Origin of the sequence: Prevotella sp. LMAG:51, assembly GCF_008680225.1 — a bacterium.
GTDB classification, from domain to species: domain Bacteria; phylum Bacteroidota; class Bacteroidia; order Bacteroidales; family Bacteroidaceae; genus Prevotella; species Prevotella pectinovora.
Genome location: NZ_NALQ01000011.1, coordinates 36,146 through 54,514, shown reverse-complemented (window position 1 = coordinate 54,514; position 18,369 = coordinate 36,146). Strand labels below are relative to the sequence as shown.

General features: G+C 47.0%; 16 protein-coding genes and 1 pseudogene. 8 read left to right on the top strand and 9 right to left on the bottom strand.

The features are described from left to right. Window positions 1-136 precede the first annotated feature (136 nt). Together CCC32_RS04040 and trmD are read left to right on the top strand one after the other, a co-directional pair. Window positions 137-595: an HIT family protein gene (locus tag CCC32_RS04040; RefSeq protein ID WP_330072000.1), complete on the top strand. Its 459-nt coding sequence runs from the start codon at window positions 137-139 to the stop codon at window positions 593-595. An 8-nt stretch (window positions 596-603) separates the two neighbouring features. Continuing rightward, the gene (trmD, locus tag CCC32_RS04035) at window positions 604-1,278 is read left to right on the top strand and encodes a tRNA (guanosine(37)-N1)-methyltransferase TrmD (protein WP_022315883.1); all 675 of its coding nucleotides are present in this window, start codon (window positions 604-606) and stop codon (window positions 1,276-1,278) included. A gap of 245 nt (window positions 1,279-1,523) precedes the next feature. Here the strand turns inward: trmD and CCC32_RS04030 are convergent, their stop codons facing one another. After that, entirely contained in the window at window positions 1,524-2,342 is an 819-nt protein-coding gene (locus tag CCC32_RS04030) for an HNH endonuclease signature motif containing protein (protein WP_156132535.1), read from the bottom strand. Window positions 2,343-2,553: 211 nt separating this feature from the next. Between CCC32_RS04030 and CCC32_RS04025 the strand changes: the two are divergent. Further along, window positions 2,554-2,751, top strand: a pseudogene (locus CCC32_RS04025) (IS982 family transposase); the annotation flags it as partial. A 143-nt stretch (window positions 2,752-2,894) separates the two neighbouring features. Here CCC32_RS04025 and CCC32_RS04020 read toward each other — a convergent pair. From CCC32_RS04020 to pheS, 3 genes are all read right to left on the bottom strand, one after another. Further along, window positions 2,895-3,533 (bottom strand): HAD family hydrolase, encoded by a 639-nt coding sequence (locus tag CCC32_RS04020; protein ID WP_287072494.1) that lies wholly within the window; start codon window positions 3,531-3,533, stop codon window positions 2,895-2,897. A 16-nt stretch (window positions 3,534-3,549) separates the two neighbouring features. Then, complete coding sequence (locus CCC32_RS04015) at window positions 3,550-4,281, bottom strand: SDR family NAD(P)-dependent oxidoreductase (protein ID WP_022315879.1); 732 nt, start codon at window positions 4,279-4,281, stop codon at window positions 3,550-3,552. Between the two features lie 185 nt (window positions 4,282-4,466). Then, window positions 4,467-5,504 carry a phenylalanine--tRNA ligase subunit alpha gene (pheS, locus tag CCC32_RS04010; RefSeq protein ID WP_022315878.1) on the bottom strand — a complete coding sequence of 346 codons (1,038 nt, stop codon included), beginning with the start codon at window positions 5,502-5,504 and terminating at the stop codon, window positions 4,467-4,469. A gap of 394 nt (window positions 5,505-5,898) precedes the next feature. Here pheS and CCC32_RS04005 point away from each other — a divergent pair, with 394 nt between their 5' ends. The 3 genes from CCC32_RS04005 to CCC32_RS03995 all read left to right on the top strand — a co-directional run bounded on the left by CCC32_RS04005 (window position 5,899) and on the right by CCC32_RS03995 (window position 8,750). After that, window positions 5,899-6,738 carry a DUF4348 domain-containing protein gene (locus tag CCC32_RS04005; protein WP_022315877.1) on the top strand — a complete coding sequence of 280 codons (840 nt, stop codon included), beginning with the start codon at window positions 5,899-5,901 and terminating at the stop codon, window positions 6,736-6,738. A gap of 231 nt (window positions 6,739-6,969) precedes the next feature. Then, a complete protein-coding gene (murB, locus tag CCC32_RS04000) occupies window positions 6,970-7,983 on the top strand; it encodes a UDP-N-acetylmuramate dehydrogenase (protein ID WP_287072490.1) in 1,014 nt (337 codons plus the stop codon). 5 nt (window positions 7,984-7,988) lie between these two features. Continuing rightward, window positions 7,989-8,750 carry an MBL fold metallo-hydrolase gene (locus CCC32_RS03995; protein WP_287072487.1) on the top strand — a complete coding sequence of 254 codons (762 nt, stop codon included), beginning with the start codon at window positions 7,989-7,991 and terminating at the stop codon, window positions 8,748-8,750. Between the two features lie 285 nt (window positions 8,751-9,035). On the opposite strand, the gene CCC32_RS03990 is transcribed toward CCC32_RS03995, so the two are convergent. The 3 genes from CCC32_RS03990 to CCC32_RS03980 all read right to left on the bottom strand — a co-directional run bounded on the left by CCC32_RS03990 (window position 9,036) and on the right by CCC32_RS03980 (window position 12,904). Then, the gene (locus CCC32_RS03990) at window positions 9,036-9,836 is read right to left on the bottom strand and encodes a TrmH family RNA methyltransferase (protein WP_287072484.1); all 801 of its coding nucleotides are present in this window, start codon (window positions 9,834-9,836) and stop codon (window positions 9,036-9,038) included. A gap of 44 nt (window positions 9,837-9,880) precedes the next feature. After that, window positions 9,881-11,881 carry an NAD-dependent DNA ligase LigA gene (gene ligA, locus CCC32_RS03985; protein ID WP_042519564.1) on the bottom strand — a complete coding sequence of 667 codons (2,001 nt, stop codon included), beginning with the start codon at window positions 11,879-11,881 and terminating at the stop codon, window positions 9,881-9,883. A gap of 177 nt (window positions 11,882-12,058) precedes the next feature. Further along, on the bottom strand, window positions 12,059-12,904 hold the full coding sequence (locus tag CCC32_RS03980; RefSeq protein ID WP_022315871.1) for a patatin-like phospholipase family protein: 846 nt from the start codon (window positions 12,902-12,904) through the stop codon (window positions 12,059-12,061). 408 nt (window positions 12,905-13,312) lie between these two features. Here CCC32_RS03980 and CCC32_RS03975 point away from each other — a divergent pair, with 408 nt between their 5' ends. Both CCC32_RS03975 and CCC32_RS03970 read left to right on the top strand, forming a co-directional pair. Next, entirely contained in the window at window positions 13,313-14,713 is a 1,401-nt protein-coding gene (locus CCC32_RS03975) for an aminopeptidase P family protein (protein ID WP_022315870.1), read from the top strand. A gap of 67 nt (window positions 14,714-14,780) precedes the next feature. Continuing rightward, a complete protein-coding gene (locus tag CCC32_RS03970) occupies window positions 14,781-15,983 on the top strand; it encodes a C1 family peptidase (protein WP_287072480.1) in 1,203 nt (400 codons plus the stop codon). Between the two features lie 144 nt (window positions 15,984-16,127). Here CCC32_RS03970 and CCC32_RS03965 read toward each other — a convergent pair whose 3' ends face one another. Continuing rightward, window positions 16,128-17,702 (bottom strand): Rne/Rng family ribonuclease, encoded by a 1,575-nt coding sequence (locus CCC32_RS03965; protein ID WP_022315867.1) that lies wholly within the window; start codon window positions 17,700-17,702, stop codon window positions 16,128-16,130. Window positions 17,703-17,974: 272 nt separating this feature from the next. Then, a complete protein-coding gene (locus CCC32_RS03960) occupies window positions 17,975-18,259 on the bottom strand; it encodes an HU family DNA-binding protein (protein WP_022315866.1) in 285 nt (94 codons plus the stop codon). Window positions 18,260-18,369 lie beyond the last annotated feature (110 nt).

Sequence of the window (18,369 nt, the reverse complement as noted above, 5' to 3'; positions counted from 1 at the left end):
CAGACCTTCTAAGGAGAGGTTACATTTCTCACTCAAATCGTACCAAGGTATTATTTTATCGTCACTTATTCACATTTCAGATGATTATAGCTGATGCTTGCGGTTTTTTTGCTACCTTTGCGACAAAATTGACTGAATAAGAAACTATCAACTAAAAACAAAGAAAAAAATGAATAGCGACCCAAAAGACTGTCTCTATTGCCAGAACAATGAGACATTGCACGATCTGATGATCGAAGTAGCGAAACTCAGCGTTTCACGAGTGTTCATCTTCAAGGAGCAGACCTATCATGGCCGTTGCCTCGTGGCATACAAAGACCATGTGGACGACCTGAACCTTCTGAGCGACGAGGAGCGCAACGCATTCATGGCCGACGTGGCAAAGGTGACACGTGCCATGCAGAAAGTATTCAACCCTGACAAAATTAACTATGGCGCCTATTCTGACACGCTGTCTCACCTCCACTTCCACCTGATACCGAAATACAAGGGCGGACCAGACTTCGGCGGCGTGTTCCAGATGAACCCAAAGAAAGTATATCTCACCGACGCTGAGTATACCGAAATGGCAGAGGCGCTGAAGAAGGAACTCTAACGAAAAATATGAGAATTGACATTATCACCGTGCTCCCAGCCATGATCGAAGGCTTCTGCAATGAGTCTATCCTGGCAAGGGCACAGAAGAAAGGACTGGCAGAAATCCATCTGCACAATCTGCGTGACTACTCTGCCGACAAGTGGAAAAGAGTGGACGATTATCCATACGGCGGATTTGCCGGCATGGTGATGCAGTGTGAACCTATAGACCGCTGCATCTCGGCCCTGAAAGCTGAGCGCGACTACGACGAAGTGATATTCACCTCGCCCGACGGAGAACAGTTCAACCAGCACGTGGCAAACGACCTGTCGATGAAGCAGAACCTCATCATCCTGTGTGGCCACTACAAAGGCATCGACCACCGCATCCGCGAACATCTCATCACTCGCGAGATAAGCATCGGCGACTATGTGCTCACCGGCGGCGAGCTTGCTGCTGCCGTTATGGCAGACGCCATCGTACGTATAGTGCCGGGAGTGATAAGCGACGAGCAGAGCGCCCTGTCCGACTGTTTCCAAGACGACATGCTCTCAGCACCTATCTACACCAGACCGGCAGAATACAAAGGCTGGAAAGTGCCCGACATACTGCTCAGCGGCAACGAGGCAAAGATAAAGGATTGGGAGATGGAGCAGAGCTACGAAAGAACGAAGCGCCTGCGACCAGACCTGCTGAAATAACAATAACCGGATTACCTTCAATCGGTAATTGAGATAACCCCCGAAAATCAATAAATATTTTCGGGGGTTATTCAGTCTTATTCATCAACAGCTTGCAGCCATTTGCTTTTAATTAGAAATATCCCATTATCATTCATAAATATTAGCAAGCCCTATTAAAACCATAAACAAACATCTTTTTACCACCTAAATTGACGAAGAGCCATAATTTATTGACTACTTTGTTATGTACCAGTTGTTTCATGCTACAAATGCAAGTTAAGTTTTACCTTTTCAATTAATCCGTTAGGATATTCAAATGACAAGGTTTTTCGATTAAAATGAGGTTTTGCCTTGTGAATGATGCGATGATAATTAGGTGACAACACCATTAAATTATCTGTACTATTATCAAGACTTTCTACGAAAGGGAGAATATGATGAGCTTCAACACAACTTACGCCATGCTGTTCACCAACATATTCACCTGTCATCTGACATCTATATCCATAAGTCATCTTCAACGACTCTCCAATCGACCGATCTAATTCGCGAACATTTTGCATTATTGATTTACGGACAACTTTAGCAGTAGGGTCTTGGCACTCTACAAATGTCTCGTATTCTTCTTCTGTCATTTGAGCGATTTCTTCCTTTGACTGTTTAATGACATCTTCAAATACAGGCTCCCAAACGAACAAGCCTGGTTCCGATGTGCCATAAACAATGATTTGAGTATCATACTTGTCGGCGATGTTAATCCTTTTATTGCTACCCTTAGGTCTTTCAGAACGTTCATCCAAACAATACCGATATTCCTTCTCGAATATTTCTTGTAATTTTCCAAGAAGCATTTTATTGCTGTCGTATTTGAACTGTAGAATTTCTGTATGATTGTACTTATTTTGATCAAAGCCGATATTATTTATCTTGGTATAGAACATTTCCCCACCTAACATTATTCTAACATCAGTGCTTTCCTTGGCATTGAGACGTTTGCCCAAAATGTCATACGTAAGTTGCTGGAATACCCTTGGAATTGGTAATCCACTTGTAAGGTATGACCATTGCAAAGGTCTTTTCATAAGGAATATTCTTTCTTCGTGCATCTTTCACATTTTGTTATCTTAATCCCACATAGTTTCATCATCTCAGTAACGCCAATATAATCATCGGTCATTACAGCCACTATCTTTTCTACTTAAGCGCTACTTTGGTGATCAGACTTCTTTTCCGCAGTCCACTCCGCCATCAATGCAGCCTTCAGAATAATCTCCCGATACATCAAAGACAGCCCATCGTAAGTACAGCCTTCATACAAAATTCGTCAAAATACTTGAGTTACACAAACTTTTCTCTGAAAATCTCGTCAACGAATCGGGGAATGTTCCACATCGTGGTCCTGTTCCCAAGTTTTCTGACTTGGAGGTAGTGGCACTATTTCTGACGGCAGAGACAGAGAACATTGATAGTGAGAAGCGGTTGTTCGGCTTTTGAATTGCAAGAGTAGCCATAAGCCGTAAATTCCCCCCTTAGCGTGGGGAATGAAACCCCACATTAGGGGGTTCTGTTCCCCACGCTGTGGGGGAAATTAAAGACGATAAAAGCGTTGTCACAAATAGGTCTTCAGGAATGTCTCAAAGAAGCGACATCAATTCAGAGAAGTCATCTATCAGAAAATCGGCATCAGAGAGATCTTCGCGAGTACCGTTGCCGTAAGTCACGCCACAGGTCAGTGTTCCGGCAGTACGACCCATATCAATGTCGTATGTCATATCACCTACGGTAAGGGTGGTATCAGGGGTACCTCCGGTTAATTCAAGAACTCTCAGAACCATGTCTGGTGCCGGCTTCGCATTCTCTATATCATCCGAAGCCACAATACAAGAGATGCAATCCATAATGTCGTACTGCTTCACGTATTCCACAAGCGACTGCCGACTCCTGCTGCTGGCTATCGCCAAGGTCTTGCCTGAGGCTTTCAGTTTGCGTATGGTATCAATGACATTAGGGAAAGGCTTAACAGTCATCTCCTGTTTGTTCTCCATAAAGATGCGACGGTAAGTATCAGCACAACGTTGCCCATCAGCATCACTAATGCCAAACAGCGAGACAAAAGCCTGATACAGAGGTAGTCCGATAGTGGCGGCACACTCCTCATCGGTGCGCCGTGGCAGGCGGCATTCGCATATTGTCTGTTGAAGAGTCCTGACGATAAGACTGCGCGAATCGCCCATCGTTCCGTCGAAATCAAGTATTATGGTTCTTATATTCATATACATTTTCTTTTCACTATTTCACGAACCTCAGCCTTACCCATAGACTTCTCGGCAGCAAACGCCAGAAAGCCACGAGCAGACGATAGCGCCAGTCTATCGTCACCACCTCTCTACCCTTCTCCACTGCCTTCACTATGTCGGCAGCCACACTGTCTGCCGACAGTTGCAATGGGAAATTGCTGCCGGCTATCAGGTCGGTGGCCACGAAACCAGGCCGTATATCGGTGATGCGGACAGGCAACTGACGCATCCGTGCCTGTTGCGACAAGCATTCAAGATAATGCGTCTGAAAGCGTTTCGTGGCAGAATAGGCAGGAGCAGCTCCCAGTCCTTTCGTGCCGGCAATCGACGTTATGCAGGCTATGCGTCCTGCCTTCCCACTATCGGCAAACCAATTGTATGCAGCCGTCACCATACGCGTAAATCCCACTCCGTTTGTCTCCACTGTAGCAATCTCCTTGTCTGCTTCAAGCGAACCGTTCTGCCAACCGATGCCGGAACTATGGAAATAGAGGTCTATTCCGCCAAGTTCCCGTATCATGTCGAGCAGCTGCTGCGGTGCCTCAGCGCTTCTCACGTCGATTCTTCTGTATGCAACTATGCCTTCGGTTTCACGCATGATATCTCTGAGTCTCTCCTCACGACGCCCTGCTATGCCGACTTCATATCCGCCGGATGCCAGAAGACGTGCCACCTCAAGTCCTATGCCCGACGTGGCTCCCACAACGATGGCCTTTTTCTTCATATTCATTTCCTTTAAAGATGTTGTCTATCAGACATACGCAAGTCTTGATACGAAACGATCCCTGTCAATCAAATAATTGTCAACAGGGATCGTTAATGATATTTATCTCTTCCACCTTCACAAATACGCATCAAAGACTGGCTGCAAGCCGTCTGTTGTCTGCAGGAAGAGAGAAGATGGATTTTTTATTTAGCGCCCTCAAACTCCTCAAGGAAGCGCACATCGTTCTCAGAGAACAGACGCAGGTCTGAAACCTGATACTTCAGGTTGGTGATACGCTCCACACCGAGGCCGAAGGCATAACCGGTATATACCTTGCTGTCTATGCCGCAAAGCTCCAACACGTTGGGGTCAACCATTCCGCAGCCCAGGATTTCCACCCATCCTGTATGCTTGCAGAATCCGCAGCCCTTACCGCCGCAGATGTGGCATGAGATATCCATCTCGGCACTTGGCTCCGTGAATGGGAAATAGCTTGGACGCAGACGAATCTTTGTGTCTGCTCCGAACATCTCGCGGGCAAAGGTCAGGAGCACCTGCTTGAGGTCGGTGAACGATACGTTCTTGTCGATGTAGAGTCCCTCTATCTGATGGAAGAAGCAGTGTGCACGTGCTGTGATTGCCTCATTGCGATATACTCGTCCCGGACAGATGATACGGATAGGAGGCTGCGATGTCTCCATCACGCGTGCCTGCACCGAACTTGTGTGGCTACGAAGAAGGATGTTCTTCGTAACATCGTTTGGATTCTGCTCTATGAAGAAGGTGTCCTGCATGTCGCGGGCAGGATGGTCGGCGGCGAAATTCATCTTCGTGAACACATGCAGGTCGTCTTCTGCCTCTGGTCCATCAGCAAGCACAAATCCCATACGGGAGAAAATGTCGATGATCTCGTTCTTGACGATGGTCAGCGGATGGCGTGTTCCGAGCTTTATCGGATAGGCAGTCCTTGTCAGGTCGAGTCCCTGGTCGCCGTCTTCGCTTGTTTCGATGGCATCACGCAGGGCATTGAGCCTTTCGAGAGCAGTCTGCTTGAGCTCGTTGATTTTCATTCCCACCTCTTTTTTCTGGTCGGCAGGTACATTCCTAAAATCTGCCATTACGGCATTGATCTCACCTTTCTTGCTGAGATATTTCAGGCGCAACGCCTCTATCTCCTCAGCATTCGAGGCTTTCATTTCTTTTACCTCTGCAAGGAGGCTTTCAATCTTGTCAAGTATCATATCCAAATACTATTTTTCTTGTAATTTCAAATATGGAGAAGCTCACACCATTATCATCAAAAAGATGGCAGAACCCATTTCGGGAGCAAATTTACTGCATTTTTTCGAGAAACGTGCAAATGACACGATATATTTGACTTCAGGCTGCTGGCACCACGCATAAAAAGAGACGAAAGAGCCTTATTGCATCCATTTATCCGTCAAGCCATAATGGAGGATTGGGGTTAAGACGATTTTCTGACGACGCGGAAATATCGCTCTTATGTCAAGAGTTTTAGGCTATAACGAAAATTTTAAAGAAAATGTTTGCACAGTATATGATAAAATATGTACTTTTGCGAAAATTTGAGAGTAAACATTATTCTAAAAGATTATTTCTCGGTATAATAAGACAATGAGAAAAGGATTTCTATTTGTTGTCATCACAATCGTCACGATGATGCTGACGACAACGGGATGCGCTGACAAGAAAGCATCCGGAGCCGACTCCACGATGACCGACTCCACCGACACAACAGCTGCCGACACACTGGAACAGCTCATCACGGAACAGCCGATGCCAAAGGCAGCCGATGAGTTGTTTGACGATTTCATCTTCAATTTCGCCGCAAACAAAAAGCTGCAGATGAAGAGAATCAAGTTTCCGCTGAAGGTGGTAAACGGCAAAACGGAGAAGTTGCTCGAAAAGGGGCAATGGAAGATGGAACATTTCTTTATGAACCAGGGTTACTACACGCTTATCTTCGACAACCGCAAGCAGATGAAGCTCGTGAAAGACACGTCGATAAACAATGTAGTGGTGGAGAAAATCTATCTGAAGAAAAAGAAGGTGAAACAATACATCTTCAACCGCATAAACGGACAGTGGATGCTCGTGGAGGTGAACACGGGGGCGATGTATCAGAACAACAATGCCTCATTCCTCAACTTCTATCAGAAATTCGCTACCGACTCGACTTATCAGGCACACCATCTGAATTCCCCGATACATTTCAATGGTCCTGACCCTGATGATGACTTCAGCACGATGAGCGGAGACATCCTGCCAGAAACATGGCCTGCTTTCGCTCCTGAGTTGCCTTCTGGATTCATATACAACATAATGTATGGACAGAAATACACGCAGAGCAACCAGAAGATTCTCGTGATGCGAGGCATTGCCAACGGTATGGAGATGGAACTGACATTCGTAAGAAGGGGCAAGAAATGGCTCCTGACACGACTCTCAGAATAAAAAAGAAAAAAATCAATAATACATGAAAGACTCCTATCGGCAGTGTTCAAATAGAACTGCCGACGGGAGTTTTTCAATTCCGACCGCACTTTTCAAAACCCTATCAGCCGACAAGACCGGTCTGAAGGATGAAAAAGGTATAGGTCAGGCAACATCAAGGAAATTACACTGCGATTTTGAAAGATTCAAGAATTCAGGATAATTAAATTTAAACTTAAAAAAAGAAAGAAAGTGAAAGATTTACGAAACTACAGTCTGGCACAGCACAACACATTTGGTATCGATGCTAAATGCAGCCGCTTCATAGAGTTCTCCAGCGTGGCGGAAGCCAAGGAGACAGTGAAGAACATAAGCGACGAGGACATGCCGTTGTTGCTTCTCGGTGGCGGAAGTAATCTGTTGCTGACAAAAGACTTCAACGGCACCGTGATCCATTCTGCCATCAAGGGCATCAGCTCCACATTCATCGATGGCGGAGTGCTCGTGAGATGCGGCAGCGGAGAAACATGGGACGATGTCGTGGCACACTGCGTGGCACACGGATGGTATGGCACGGAAAACCTGTCGCTCATCCCTGGTGAGGTGGGTGCCTCGGCTGTACAGAACATCGGCGCGTATGGTGCTGAAGTGAAGGACATAATATACAAAGTGGAGGCTGTGGAGATTGCCACAGGCAAATCTTGCTACTTCACCAACGAACAGTGTGAGTATGCCTACCGCAAGAGCCGTTTCAAGGAGGACTGGAAGAACAAATATCTGATTACCCACGTGACCTACAAGCTGTCGCTGGTATTCAACCCGCATCTCGACTACGGCAACATCCGTGCGGAACTCGACAAGGAGGGTATCAGCGACCCGACGGCTGCCGAGCTACGCAACGCCATAATCAAGATCCGCGACGCCAAGCTGCCTGACCCTAAGGTGGAAGGCAACGCCGGCAGCTTCTTCATGAACCCCTTGGTAAGCAAGGACAAGTTCAACGAACTGCTCAAGAAATATCCACAGATGCCTCACTACGATGTGGACGACACACACGAGAAGATTCCGGCTGGATGGATGATAGACCAATGCGGATGGAAAGGCAAGACGCTGGGCAGAGCCGGAGTACACTCCAAACAGGCCCTCGTGCTCGTGAACAAGGGCGGTGCCACCGGCAATGACATCGTGGCGCTATGCGACCGCATCCGCAGCGACGTGGAAAAGAAGTTCGGCATCGACATCCATCCCGAAGTAAATATCATCTGATATATATGAAACTTACATTTCTCGGAACAGGAACATCGGTTGGTGTGCCCACGATAGGCTGCTCTTGCAAAGTTTGCAAGAGCCATGACCCTCGCGACAGGCGCACCAGATGCTCGGCAATGGTGGAAACGGAACAGACAAGGATTGTGATAGACTGCGGACCGGACTTCAGGGAACAGATGCTCAGACAGGAATTCCGCAAGATAGACGCCGTGCTCGTGACACACTCCCACTACGACCACGTAGGAGGAATGGATGATTTGCGGCCTTTCTGTCAATTCGGCGACATCAATGTCTACAGCGATTCCATTTCTGAAAAAAGTCTCCGGTCCATGATGCCATACTGCTTCGTGGAACATCCCTACCCCGGTGTGCCCAAAATCAGTCTGCATGATATTCATCCTCACCAGGAACTGAAGATCAACGAGCTGACGGTCGTACCCCTACAGGTGATGCACGACAAGCTGCCTATACTGGGATACAAGATAGGCAGGCTCGCCTACATAACTGACATGAAGACCATACCTGAGGGGGAAATCGACTATCTGCAAGACATTGACTATCTGGTGGTAAATGCCCTTCGCTTCACCAAGCCTCACCATTCCCACATGCTCGTGGACGAGGCCCTCAAGTTTGCACGCAAGACAAGCGCCAAGCAAGTGTTCCTCACCCACATGTGCCACGACATCGGACTGTTTGACGAGGCTGAGCAGAAACTTCCAGAAGGTATGCATTTGTCTTACGACGGAGAGGTGGTAGAGATATAATCCCAAAACGATCATTAGACCGTTCCATGTATTTTTTATAACTGCTTGCAGTCTTTTGCTTTTTATAAGGCGTCTTTTGTCCGTTTTTTAATTCGCAATAGCTCGCTATTACTCATTAAAAGCCAAACAAAATCCACTCTTCTAAAAAACAAAATCCAAGCAAGCCCTAATGACCGATTTGGGATAATCCCAAAAATCGGTCATTAGAGCAATATAAAAGTATCACGAATTTGTTTTGATACTAAGCTCTAACGACCGATTTTCATTGTATGAAGAGAAACAGCGTCATCTGTTTCTCAGTTCCCAGAACGCCACAGCCGAAGCTGCCGCAACATTCAGCGAATCCACATTATACGACATCGGTATACGTGCCACATAGTCGGCTGCGTCGATGGCATACTGGGGCAGTCCGTCGCCCTCTGTGCCCATAATTATTGCAAGTTTGTTTTCAGCCTTCAACCGTTCGTCGTCAATGGCAACAGACTTGTCGGTAAGTGCCATAGCTACTGTATTGAAACCCAGAGCGTTGAGCTCCTGCTGATAATCGTCAGACCACGTCCATGGCACAAGGAACACCGTTCCCATCGACACTCTGACAGAACGGCGGTTGAGCGGGTCGCAGGAATTGCTCGTCACCACAACGGCATCAATGCCCAAAGCCGCCGCAGAACGGAATATCGCACCGATGTTGGTATTGTCAACCACCCCGTTTATCACAGCCACACGATGTGCATCCCGGCACACATCAGCTATGCTGACAGTTGGTTTTCGACGCATAGCACACAGCACACCTCTCGTTAGCGTATATCCCGTGAGCGAAGCGAGAAGGTCACGTTCGCCTATATACACGGGGATGTCTCCGGAGCGGCGGATAATATCCTTGGCATCACCCTCGATATGCTTTTCCTCACACAAGACAGACACTGGCTCGTAGCCTGCATCCAATGCTACCTTTATCACCTTAGGGCTCTCGGCGATGAACAATCCTCCCAAATCGTCATAGAAGGATTTCAACTGACGCTCTGTCAGCGAACCGTATACTTCAAGTCCCGGCTCTGAGAGCGATGTTACTCTTATTATTGGCATAGTGTTTTATTTGTTGACAAGTTGACGAGTTGACAAGTTGCCCATCATTCTTCTATCATATTCAGGAAATCATCTTCGCTGACGATCTGTATACCGAGCTTTTCAGCCTTCTGCAATTTCGACGGTCCCATGTTGTCGCCTGCAAGGATAAAGGACGTCTTGCCGCTGATGCTCCCCACATTCTTTCCGCCATGCTGCTCAATCATCAGTTTGTATTCGTCACGGCTATGATGCTGGAACACTCCGCTTATGACGATGCTCTTTCCCTTGAGTCTGTCGGAGGCTTGTGCTGTCTGCTCCTCGCTCAGAGCCATCTGCAGACCGTAGCTTCGCAACCTTTCGACAATCTCGAGATTCTGCTCGTTGTGGAAATACGTCATTATGCTTTTTGCCATCACTTCGCCAATGCCGTCGATCTCGAGAAGCTGCTCCAGAGTGGCATCTTTCAGTGCATCGATATTCTTGAAATGGCGTGCAATGAGTTTTCCTGATGTCTCTCCCACGAAACGGATTCCGAGGGCGAATACCACCCGTTCAAAAGGCACTTGCTTGGATGCCTCAATGCCATTGATAATCTTCATGGCTGACTTCTGACGGCTGCCGTCGCCATTGATCTGCTGCACGTTGATGGTGTAGAGGTCGGCAACATTATGCACAAGTCCCTGACGGTAGAAGTCGTCAACGGTCTCCGGCCCGATACTGTCGATATTCATCGCCTTGCGGGAGATGAAATGCTCTATGCGCCCCTTTATCTGAGGAGGACAACCGGCATCGTTCGGACAATACCATGCGGCCTCACCCTCGTAGCGCACGAGGCGTGTGCCACACTCCGGACAATGGGTGATGAAACGGACGGGCTGGGCTATGATCGGACGCTGGTCGATGTCAACGCCTACAATCTTTGGAATTATCTCTCCGCCTTTCTCCACATAAACATAATCACCGATATGCAGGTCAAGACTACGTATGAAGTCCTCGTTGTTGAGTGTAGCCCGCTTGACAGTGGTTCCAGCCAACTGCACAGGGTCCATATTAGCCACAGGAGTGACAGCACCCGTCCTGCCCACCTGGAATGTCACTTCGTTGAGCTTCGTGCAGGCTCTCTCCGCCTTGTATTTATAGGCTATAGCCCAACGTGGACTCTTGGCAGTATAACCGAGGATGCGCTGCTGCCGCAGGGAGTTCACCTTGAGCACAATACCGTCGGTGGCAACGGGAAGGTTCTTACGCTCCGCGTCCCAATAACGTATATATTCATAAATTTCTTCGAGTGTCTTCACTTTCTTCATGCCCTGACTGATCTTGAATCCCCAACGGCTCGCTTCCATAAGGTTCTCATAATGACCGTCAGCAGGCAGTTCTTCGCCAAGTAGATAATACAGATAGGCATCGAGCTGACGACTTGCCACGAGAGCCGAACTCTGGCTCTTCAGCGTTCCGCTCGCCGCATTGCGCGGATTGGCGAAAAGTGGTTCTTCTGCCTTCTCCCGTTCCTCATTGAGACGCTCAAACACTTTCCACGGCATCAGAATCTCGCCTCTTATCTCAAACTCATGAGGATAGCCAGTGCCAGGCAGCACGAGAGGGATGCAACGGATGGTCTTCACATTGTCGGTCACATCGTCGCCATGCACTCCATCGCCTCGGGTAACGCCTCTCATGAGTTTACCGTCTACGTATGTCAGACTGATTGAAAGACCGTCGTATTTCATCTCGCAGCACACCTCGAAATCCTCTCCTCCGAGTCCACGCTTCACACTGTCGTACCACTCTGCCACATCCTGTTCATTGTATGTATTGGCAAGTGAGAGCATCGGATACTTGTGTGCCACCTGCTGGAAATCATGTCCGAGGTCGCTACCCACTCGCTGCGTTGGTGAGTTCGGGTCGGCAAGTTCAGGATGTCTCGCCTCAAGGTCTTGCAGTTCGTGCATCATGAAATCAAACTGCTGGTCAGTGATTTCCGGTTGGTTGAGCACGTAGTATTTATAGTTATGATCATGCAACTCTTTCCTGAGCTGCAGTATTCTCTGTCTTTCGTCCATTATAATGATTGCTATTAAAATTCAAAGTTACAAAATCTGCATGATATACGAGTTATCATCAAACAAAATGATATTCTGTGAAGTTTCCCTTCAAATCCATAAACCGAATTGAACCTTCCGGTCATTGTCATTATTCACGGATAGTTTTATATGCAATGTCCGGAGAAGAGGGAATGCCTACTGCATATACTCCCTGCAAAACTTCTCTCCGAGCATGAAGCCTTCCTCGTATAGACGTTCGAGTTTGTCGAGGTCTCTCTCCAAGCGCCCCACCTCCATCGGTCTCTCAGGACGTATACATATTATCTCACCCTTCTCTTCCATCTCGTCAATCATATCGAGCTGACGGTTGTAAGCCTCGCAGCGATGGCTCAGCGCCACACGCAGACGAGGATAGCCCTTGTATATGAAATGGGGAATCTTATGGTCGTGTTCTGTCAAACGGTAGCCCTTGTTGCGGGTGAGCACAAGCACATTGGTCTTGTGTCCCCTCTCTATAGAACGCATCAGCGGGATGCTGTCTACTATACCCCCGTCGAGCATAGGCACACCGTCTACGTTCACAATCTTGCTCACGTATGGCAGACTGCTCGATGCCATCACGATATCGATAAGACGCTGCTTGTCCTTTCGCTCCGAGAGATAACACGGTCTGCCGGTAAGACAATTCGTTGTGACCATCTCAAACTCATCGGGATTGTTGAAGTATGCATCGTAATCATAAGGCAACAGCTTTTCGGGAAAATCTTCGTAAAGAAGCTTGCGGTCGATGATGCATCCCTGCGAGAAGAGGTAGCGCAGACCGATGTATTTATACTTGAGGAGAAAATCGATGTTTGAGATGCGCGCTCTCCTTATCTGATGACTCATGTATGACAAGCCGTTGCAGGCACCTGCCGAAACAGCCACGACATAGTGGAAATACACGTCGTGTTTCATGAATCCGTCAAGCACTCCGCTGGTGAAGACGCCACGCATACCGCCTCCCTCAAGTACTAATCCCGTGTTCCAATTTACTTTCATAAGTATCTGTTTTTTCCCTAAAAAGAGCCTATATAGCTTGTAAAAGCTACACGTATTAAAGGAATTATAACGAAAAATCTATAAAATTCTATGCAAAGATAATGCTTTTCAAGCAATTATATCTATCTTTGCAAAGAGAAAACTTGCACAACCGTGCAGCTTTTTCTTGCCATGGCAAAGATTGGGCATGTCTCGTTTTGCTCATTTGGCTCCGATGTGAACCTTCAATGTAACAAAAGAAAAACAGAAGAATCAACTTGATCAATGTTTCATAGCATGTAAATTCAAATTTGCAAAGACTTCTCAAATCTGTCACAACGCTGATTTAGATACAAGGAGTCACGACAATGAAATTGTACAAAGCGACTCGATTTCACATATTTATAATATAAAGATAAAACACACGATATGTTCAGCAAAGAAACCTACGTCAACCGACGCGCCGAGCTCAAGAAGCTCGTAAAGAGCGGTATCATAATCCTTTTCGGCAACAATGAGTCTCCGGCGAATTTCCCGGCTAACGGATATTATCCATTCCGTCAGGACTCTACTTTCCTTTATTATTTCGGACCGAAGAGAGACGGACTCGTTGGAGTAATCGACGTTGACAACGACAAGGAGTTGCTTATCGGCAACGACATCGATATCGACGACATCGTATGGTATGGAAGCGTTGACAGCGTTCATGATATGGCAGAACACGCAGGAGTGAAAGAAAGCGCACCGATGAAGCAGCTTCAGGTTATCTGCGACAACGCCATGAAAGAGAAACGCACGATACATTTCCTGCCGCCTTACCGTCATGACACCATGATACAGATTTTCGACCTGCTCGGCATTCATCCAAGCAAACAGCGCGAGGCTGCATCTGTTGAACTGATAAAGGCAGTGGTGAAGATGCGTTCTACCAAGGAACAGCAGGAAATCGAGGAAATCGAGCGTGCTTGCGCTATCGGTTACAAGATGCACACCACAGCGATGCGTGTGACAAAGCCTGGAGTGACAGAGAAATACGTAGGCGGACAGGTAAACGGTATTGCCAACTCGTATGGTGCGATGGTAAGCTTCCCTACAATCTTCTCACAGCATGGTGAGATTATGCACGGAAATCCTTCAATGGCAGTGCTCGAAAGCGGACGACTGGCTCTCTGCGACTGTGGCGGCGAGACAATGGAACACTATTGCTCTGACAATACCAGAACATTCCCTGTAAACGGAAAATTCACTCAAAGACAGCTTGAGATTTATTCTATCGTGGAGGATTGCCACGACCTCGCCTTGAAAATTTCAAAGCCTGGCGTCAAGTATTTCGACGTGCACATGGACGTTTGCCGCCTTATGACAGACAGACTGAAGGAGCTCGGACTCATGATGGGCGATACGGAGGAGGCTGTAAGGGCTGGCGCTCACGCCATGTTCCTGCCTCACGGACTGGGCCACATGATGGGTATGGACGTACACGACATGGAGGGACTCGGACAAACCTACGTGGGCTTTGACGATGAAACAAGACCTAATCTGGAGCAGTTCGGAACAAACTGCCTGCGCATGGGCCGCCGACTTGAAGAAGGCTTCGTTGTTACAGACGAACCGGGAATCTACTTCATCCCAGCCCTCATCGACGAATGGCGCGCTAAGGGTCTCCACAAGGACTTCATCAACTATGAAAAGCTGGAGACATACAAGGATTTCGGTGGAATCCGTATCGAGGACGACATTCTCATCACAAGCGACGGCTGCCGCTTCCTCGGCGAGGAGCGTATCCCATATCATCCAAAAGACGTTGAGGATTTCATGAGCAAGAACTAAGTTCATGATTACATGATATAAAACGCAGAAAATCATAAAACATTAATTTATTTATAAACAATACAAAATGAAAAAAATTCTAACGTTAGCCCTCTTGGCTTGCCTCGCTATGGGAGCCAATGCTCAGGAGAAGAAGGAATCGGCAAACAAGAACAAGCCGGTATTCACCACAATCAAAGAATGTAAGATCACAAGCATCAAGGACCAGAGCAGAAGCGGTACCTGCTGGGACTACTCTACTCTCTCTTTCTTCGAGAGCGAAATCTTGAGAAAGACTGGCAAGAGCGTAGACCTCTGCGAGGCTTTTGTTGCAAACAAGACTTACATGGACCGCGCTATCACTGCAGTTCGCATGCATGGTGACGTTTCATTCTCTCAGGGTGGTTCTGCTGAGGATGCATTGTACTGCCTGAAAAACTATGGTATCTGCCCAGAGGACGCTATGCCGGCACCTGGCTCACTCTATGGTGACTCTCTGAACAACTTCAACGAGTTCTTCGCTGTAATGACTCCATACGTAGAGGCTGTAGCAAAGAGCAACATGAAGAAATTGTCTCCAGCATGGAAGAAAGGTCTGCAGGCTATCCTCGACACTTATCTCGGCAAGTGCCCAGAGTCTTTCAAGTATGAGGGAAAGACCTACACTCCAAGAACATTCGCTGACAGCTTCGGTCTGGATTGGAACGACTATGTAAGCATCACAAGCTACACTCACCACCCATTCTACAAGCCATTCGCTGTAGAGGTACAGGACAACTGGCGCTGGGGTATGAGCTACAACGTTCCTGTTGAGGACATCAACCGCATCATCGACAACGCTATCAACAATGGTTACAGCGTAATGTGGGGTGGCGACGTTTCAGAGCAGGGCTTCACACGTCAGGGTCTCGCTGTTGCCATCGACACAAAGGCTGTTCAGAGCCTTTCTGGAAGCGATGCTGCAAAATGGCTCAAGCTCACTCAGTCTCAGAAGACAAATCTCCTCGACTCTCTCGGTGTAAACACTCCTGAGGTTAAGCTCACACAGGAGATGCGCCAGGAGGCTTTCGACAATTGGGAGACAACAGACGACCACGGTATGCACCTCTTCGGTCTGGCAAAAGACCAGAACGGCAAGGAATACTATATGATCAAGAACTCTTGGGGTGAGTATGGCGACTACAAGGGAATCTGGTATATGACAAAGACTTTCAGCGCTTACAAGGTTATGGACTTCATGGTTAACAAGAACGCCATTCCTAAGGATATTAGAAAGAAACTCGGTATCTGATTCAACAGGATAACTACAATAACAAAAAATTCGGGAAGCAGGACAATTGGTCCGCTTCCCGATTTTTTTGTTGTAAGTTTTTTGCCTTTCCTATCAGCTACGGCTGTATGATGCCGCACAATGATTGTACTACTTTTACGCTTGTTACATCGTCTCGCTCTCTTCCTTCATGTCGATGAACTCTTTCTTGCTGTCATAGAATTCATACTGCAAGAAAGCCATCTTCTGAGAAGAAACGACATGTACGCCAAATCCGTATTTCATCTGCCACTTACGCTTAAGGCTGAAAATACCCTGATTGATATAAGCAGCCACATACGGATGTACGTGAAGATAGAAATTCTTTATTCCTATCTTGTTGACCAACTTGTCAATTTTGTTCTCCAACTGGTCTGTGAAAAGTATGCTCGACTTTATCTTTCCCTTTCCAAAGCATGTAGGGCAGGTCTCTTCCACATTGACATCCATGGCTGGACGCACACGCTGACGCGTTATCTGCATCAGTCCGAACTTGCTCAGCGGCAGGATATTGTGGCGTGCACGGTCTTTCTGCATGTTCTTGCACATGCGTTCATAAAGAATCTGACGGTCCTCGGCAAGACTCATGTCGATGAAGTCCACCACGATGATGCCGCCCATATCGCGAAGACGCAACTGGCGGGCCAGCTCATCAGCAGCTCCGAGGTTCACGTCAAGTGCATTAGCCTCCTGTCCGTTGTTTGAACGTGTGCGGTTTCCGCTGTTCACATCAACGACATGAAGGGCTTCGGTGTGTTCTATGATAAGATAAGCACCATGCTTATAGTTTACAATCTTTCCGAAGCTCGACTTGATCTGCTTTGTTACGTTGAAGTTGTCAAAGATAGGCACCGTTCCCTTGTAAAGCTTCACGATGTTTGCTTTCTCAGGAGCGATGAGCGTTACATAATGCTTCACCTCCTTATACACCTCCTCGTCATTCACGTAGATGTTTTCGTACGAGGGGTTGAAGAGGTCGCGGAGCATTGCTACGACGCGGCTTGTCTCTTCGTAAACCAACTGCGGGCGTTTTTGGGTTTCCTGTACTTTCTTGATAGCGTCCTCCCACCGCTTCATCAGTACCTTCAGCTCTGTGTCCAGTTCAGCCACACGCTTTCCCTCAGCCACGGTGCGCACAATAACGCCCACGTTCTTTGGCTTGATGCTGTGGATGAGCTGTTTGAGTCTTGCCCTTTCCTCGCCGCTTTTAATTTTGGATGAAACAGAAACTTTATCATCAAATGGAATAAGGACCAGGTAACGTCCGGCGAAACTCAATTCGCATGTCAGTCGCGGTCCCTTCGTTGAAATGGGTTCTTTTACGATTTGCACCAGTACCTCCTGTCCCTGCTGCAATTCGCTCTGCACTGAGCCGTCCTTCTTCAAGTCGGGCAGTCTCATCGCCTTGGCAAAGGGATAAAGTTTCTTTCTGTCGCTCTGTACCTGTTTGATATACTTTTCATAGGAGTTGAACTGACTCCCGAGGTCAAGATAGTGTAGAAAGGCATCACGCTCATAGCCCACATCTACAAAGCTTGCATTCAAGCCCGGCATCAGCTTCTTGACTTTTGCCACGTAGATGTTTCCAACAGAAAACGACGCCGACCTCGGCTCGTTCTGATACTCCACGAGATTCTTGTCTTCAAGAAGGGCGATGGAGATTTCTTTCTGTTGAACGTCGATTACTAATTCGCTTGTCATGTCCTAAATACAAAAACTTGATTGATAAAATAAGGGCATGTCAATAAATACGCGTTCTTGATGATTGCTGCATTGATTGACATGCCCAGTCCGAATAGACCTTCCATTGAGCACTAACTCTGCAGTTAGTCTTACTTGCTCTTATGTCTGTTCTTTCTTAATCTTTTCTTACGCTTGTGAGTAGCCATCTTGTGGCCCTTTTTCTTCTTACCGTTTGGCATAATCTTATTGTTTTTTAATTGTTTAATATAATGTTGTTAATAATATCTTTCTTACTCTTCGCCCTTCATTTTGCTGACGAAGCTTTTGGCAGGCTTGAAACTTGGGAAGTCGTGGGCTGCAATCACAATTGTTGTGTTCTTAGAGATGTTTCTTGCTGTCTTCTCTGCACGGTGCTTCACGATAAAGCTACCGAAACCTCTCAAGTAAACATTTTCCTTTCTCTCCAACAAACTGTTTTTGATAGCTTCCATAAATGCCTCGACAGTAGTGGCTGCATCTTTTCTTGCCACACCTGTAGAAGCAACAATTTCTTCTATAATGTCTGCTTTTGTCATTTTATTTTATACGTTATTGTTTTATATATCTTTGTCCTTACTTTTGGGCTTGCAAATATACGAGTTTTTGGCGGCATACGGAAATATATTTCGGTTTTTTTGCATTTTGT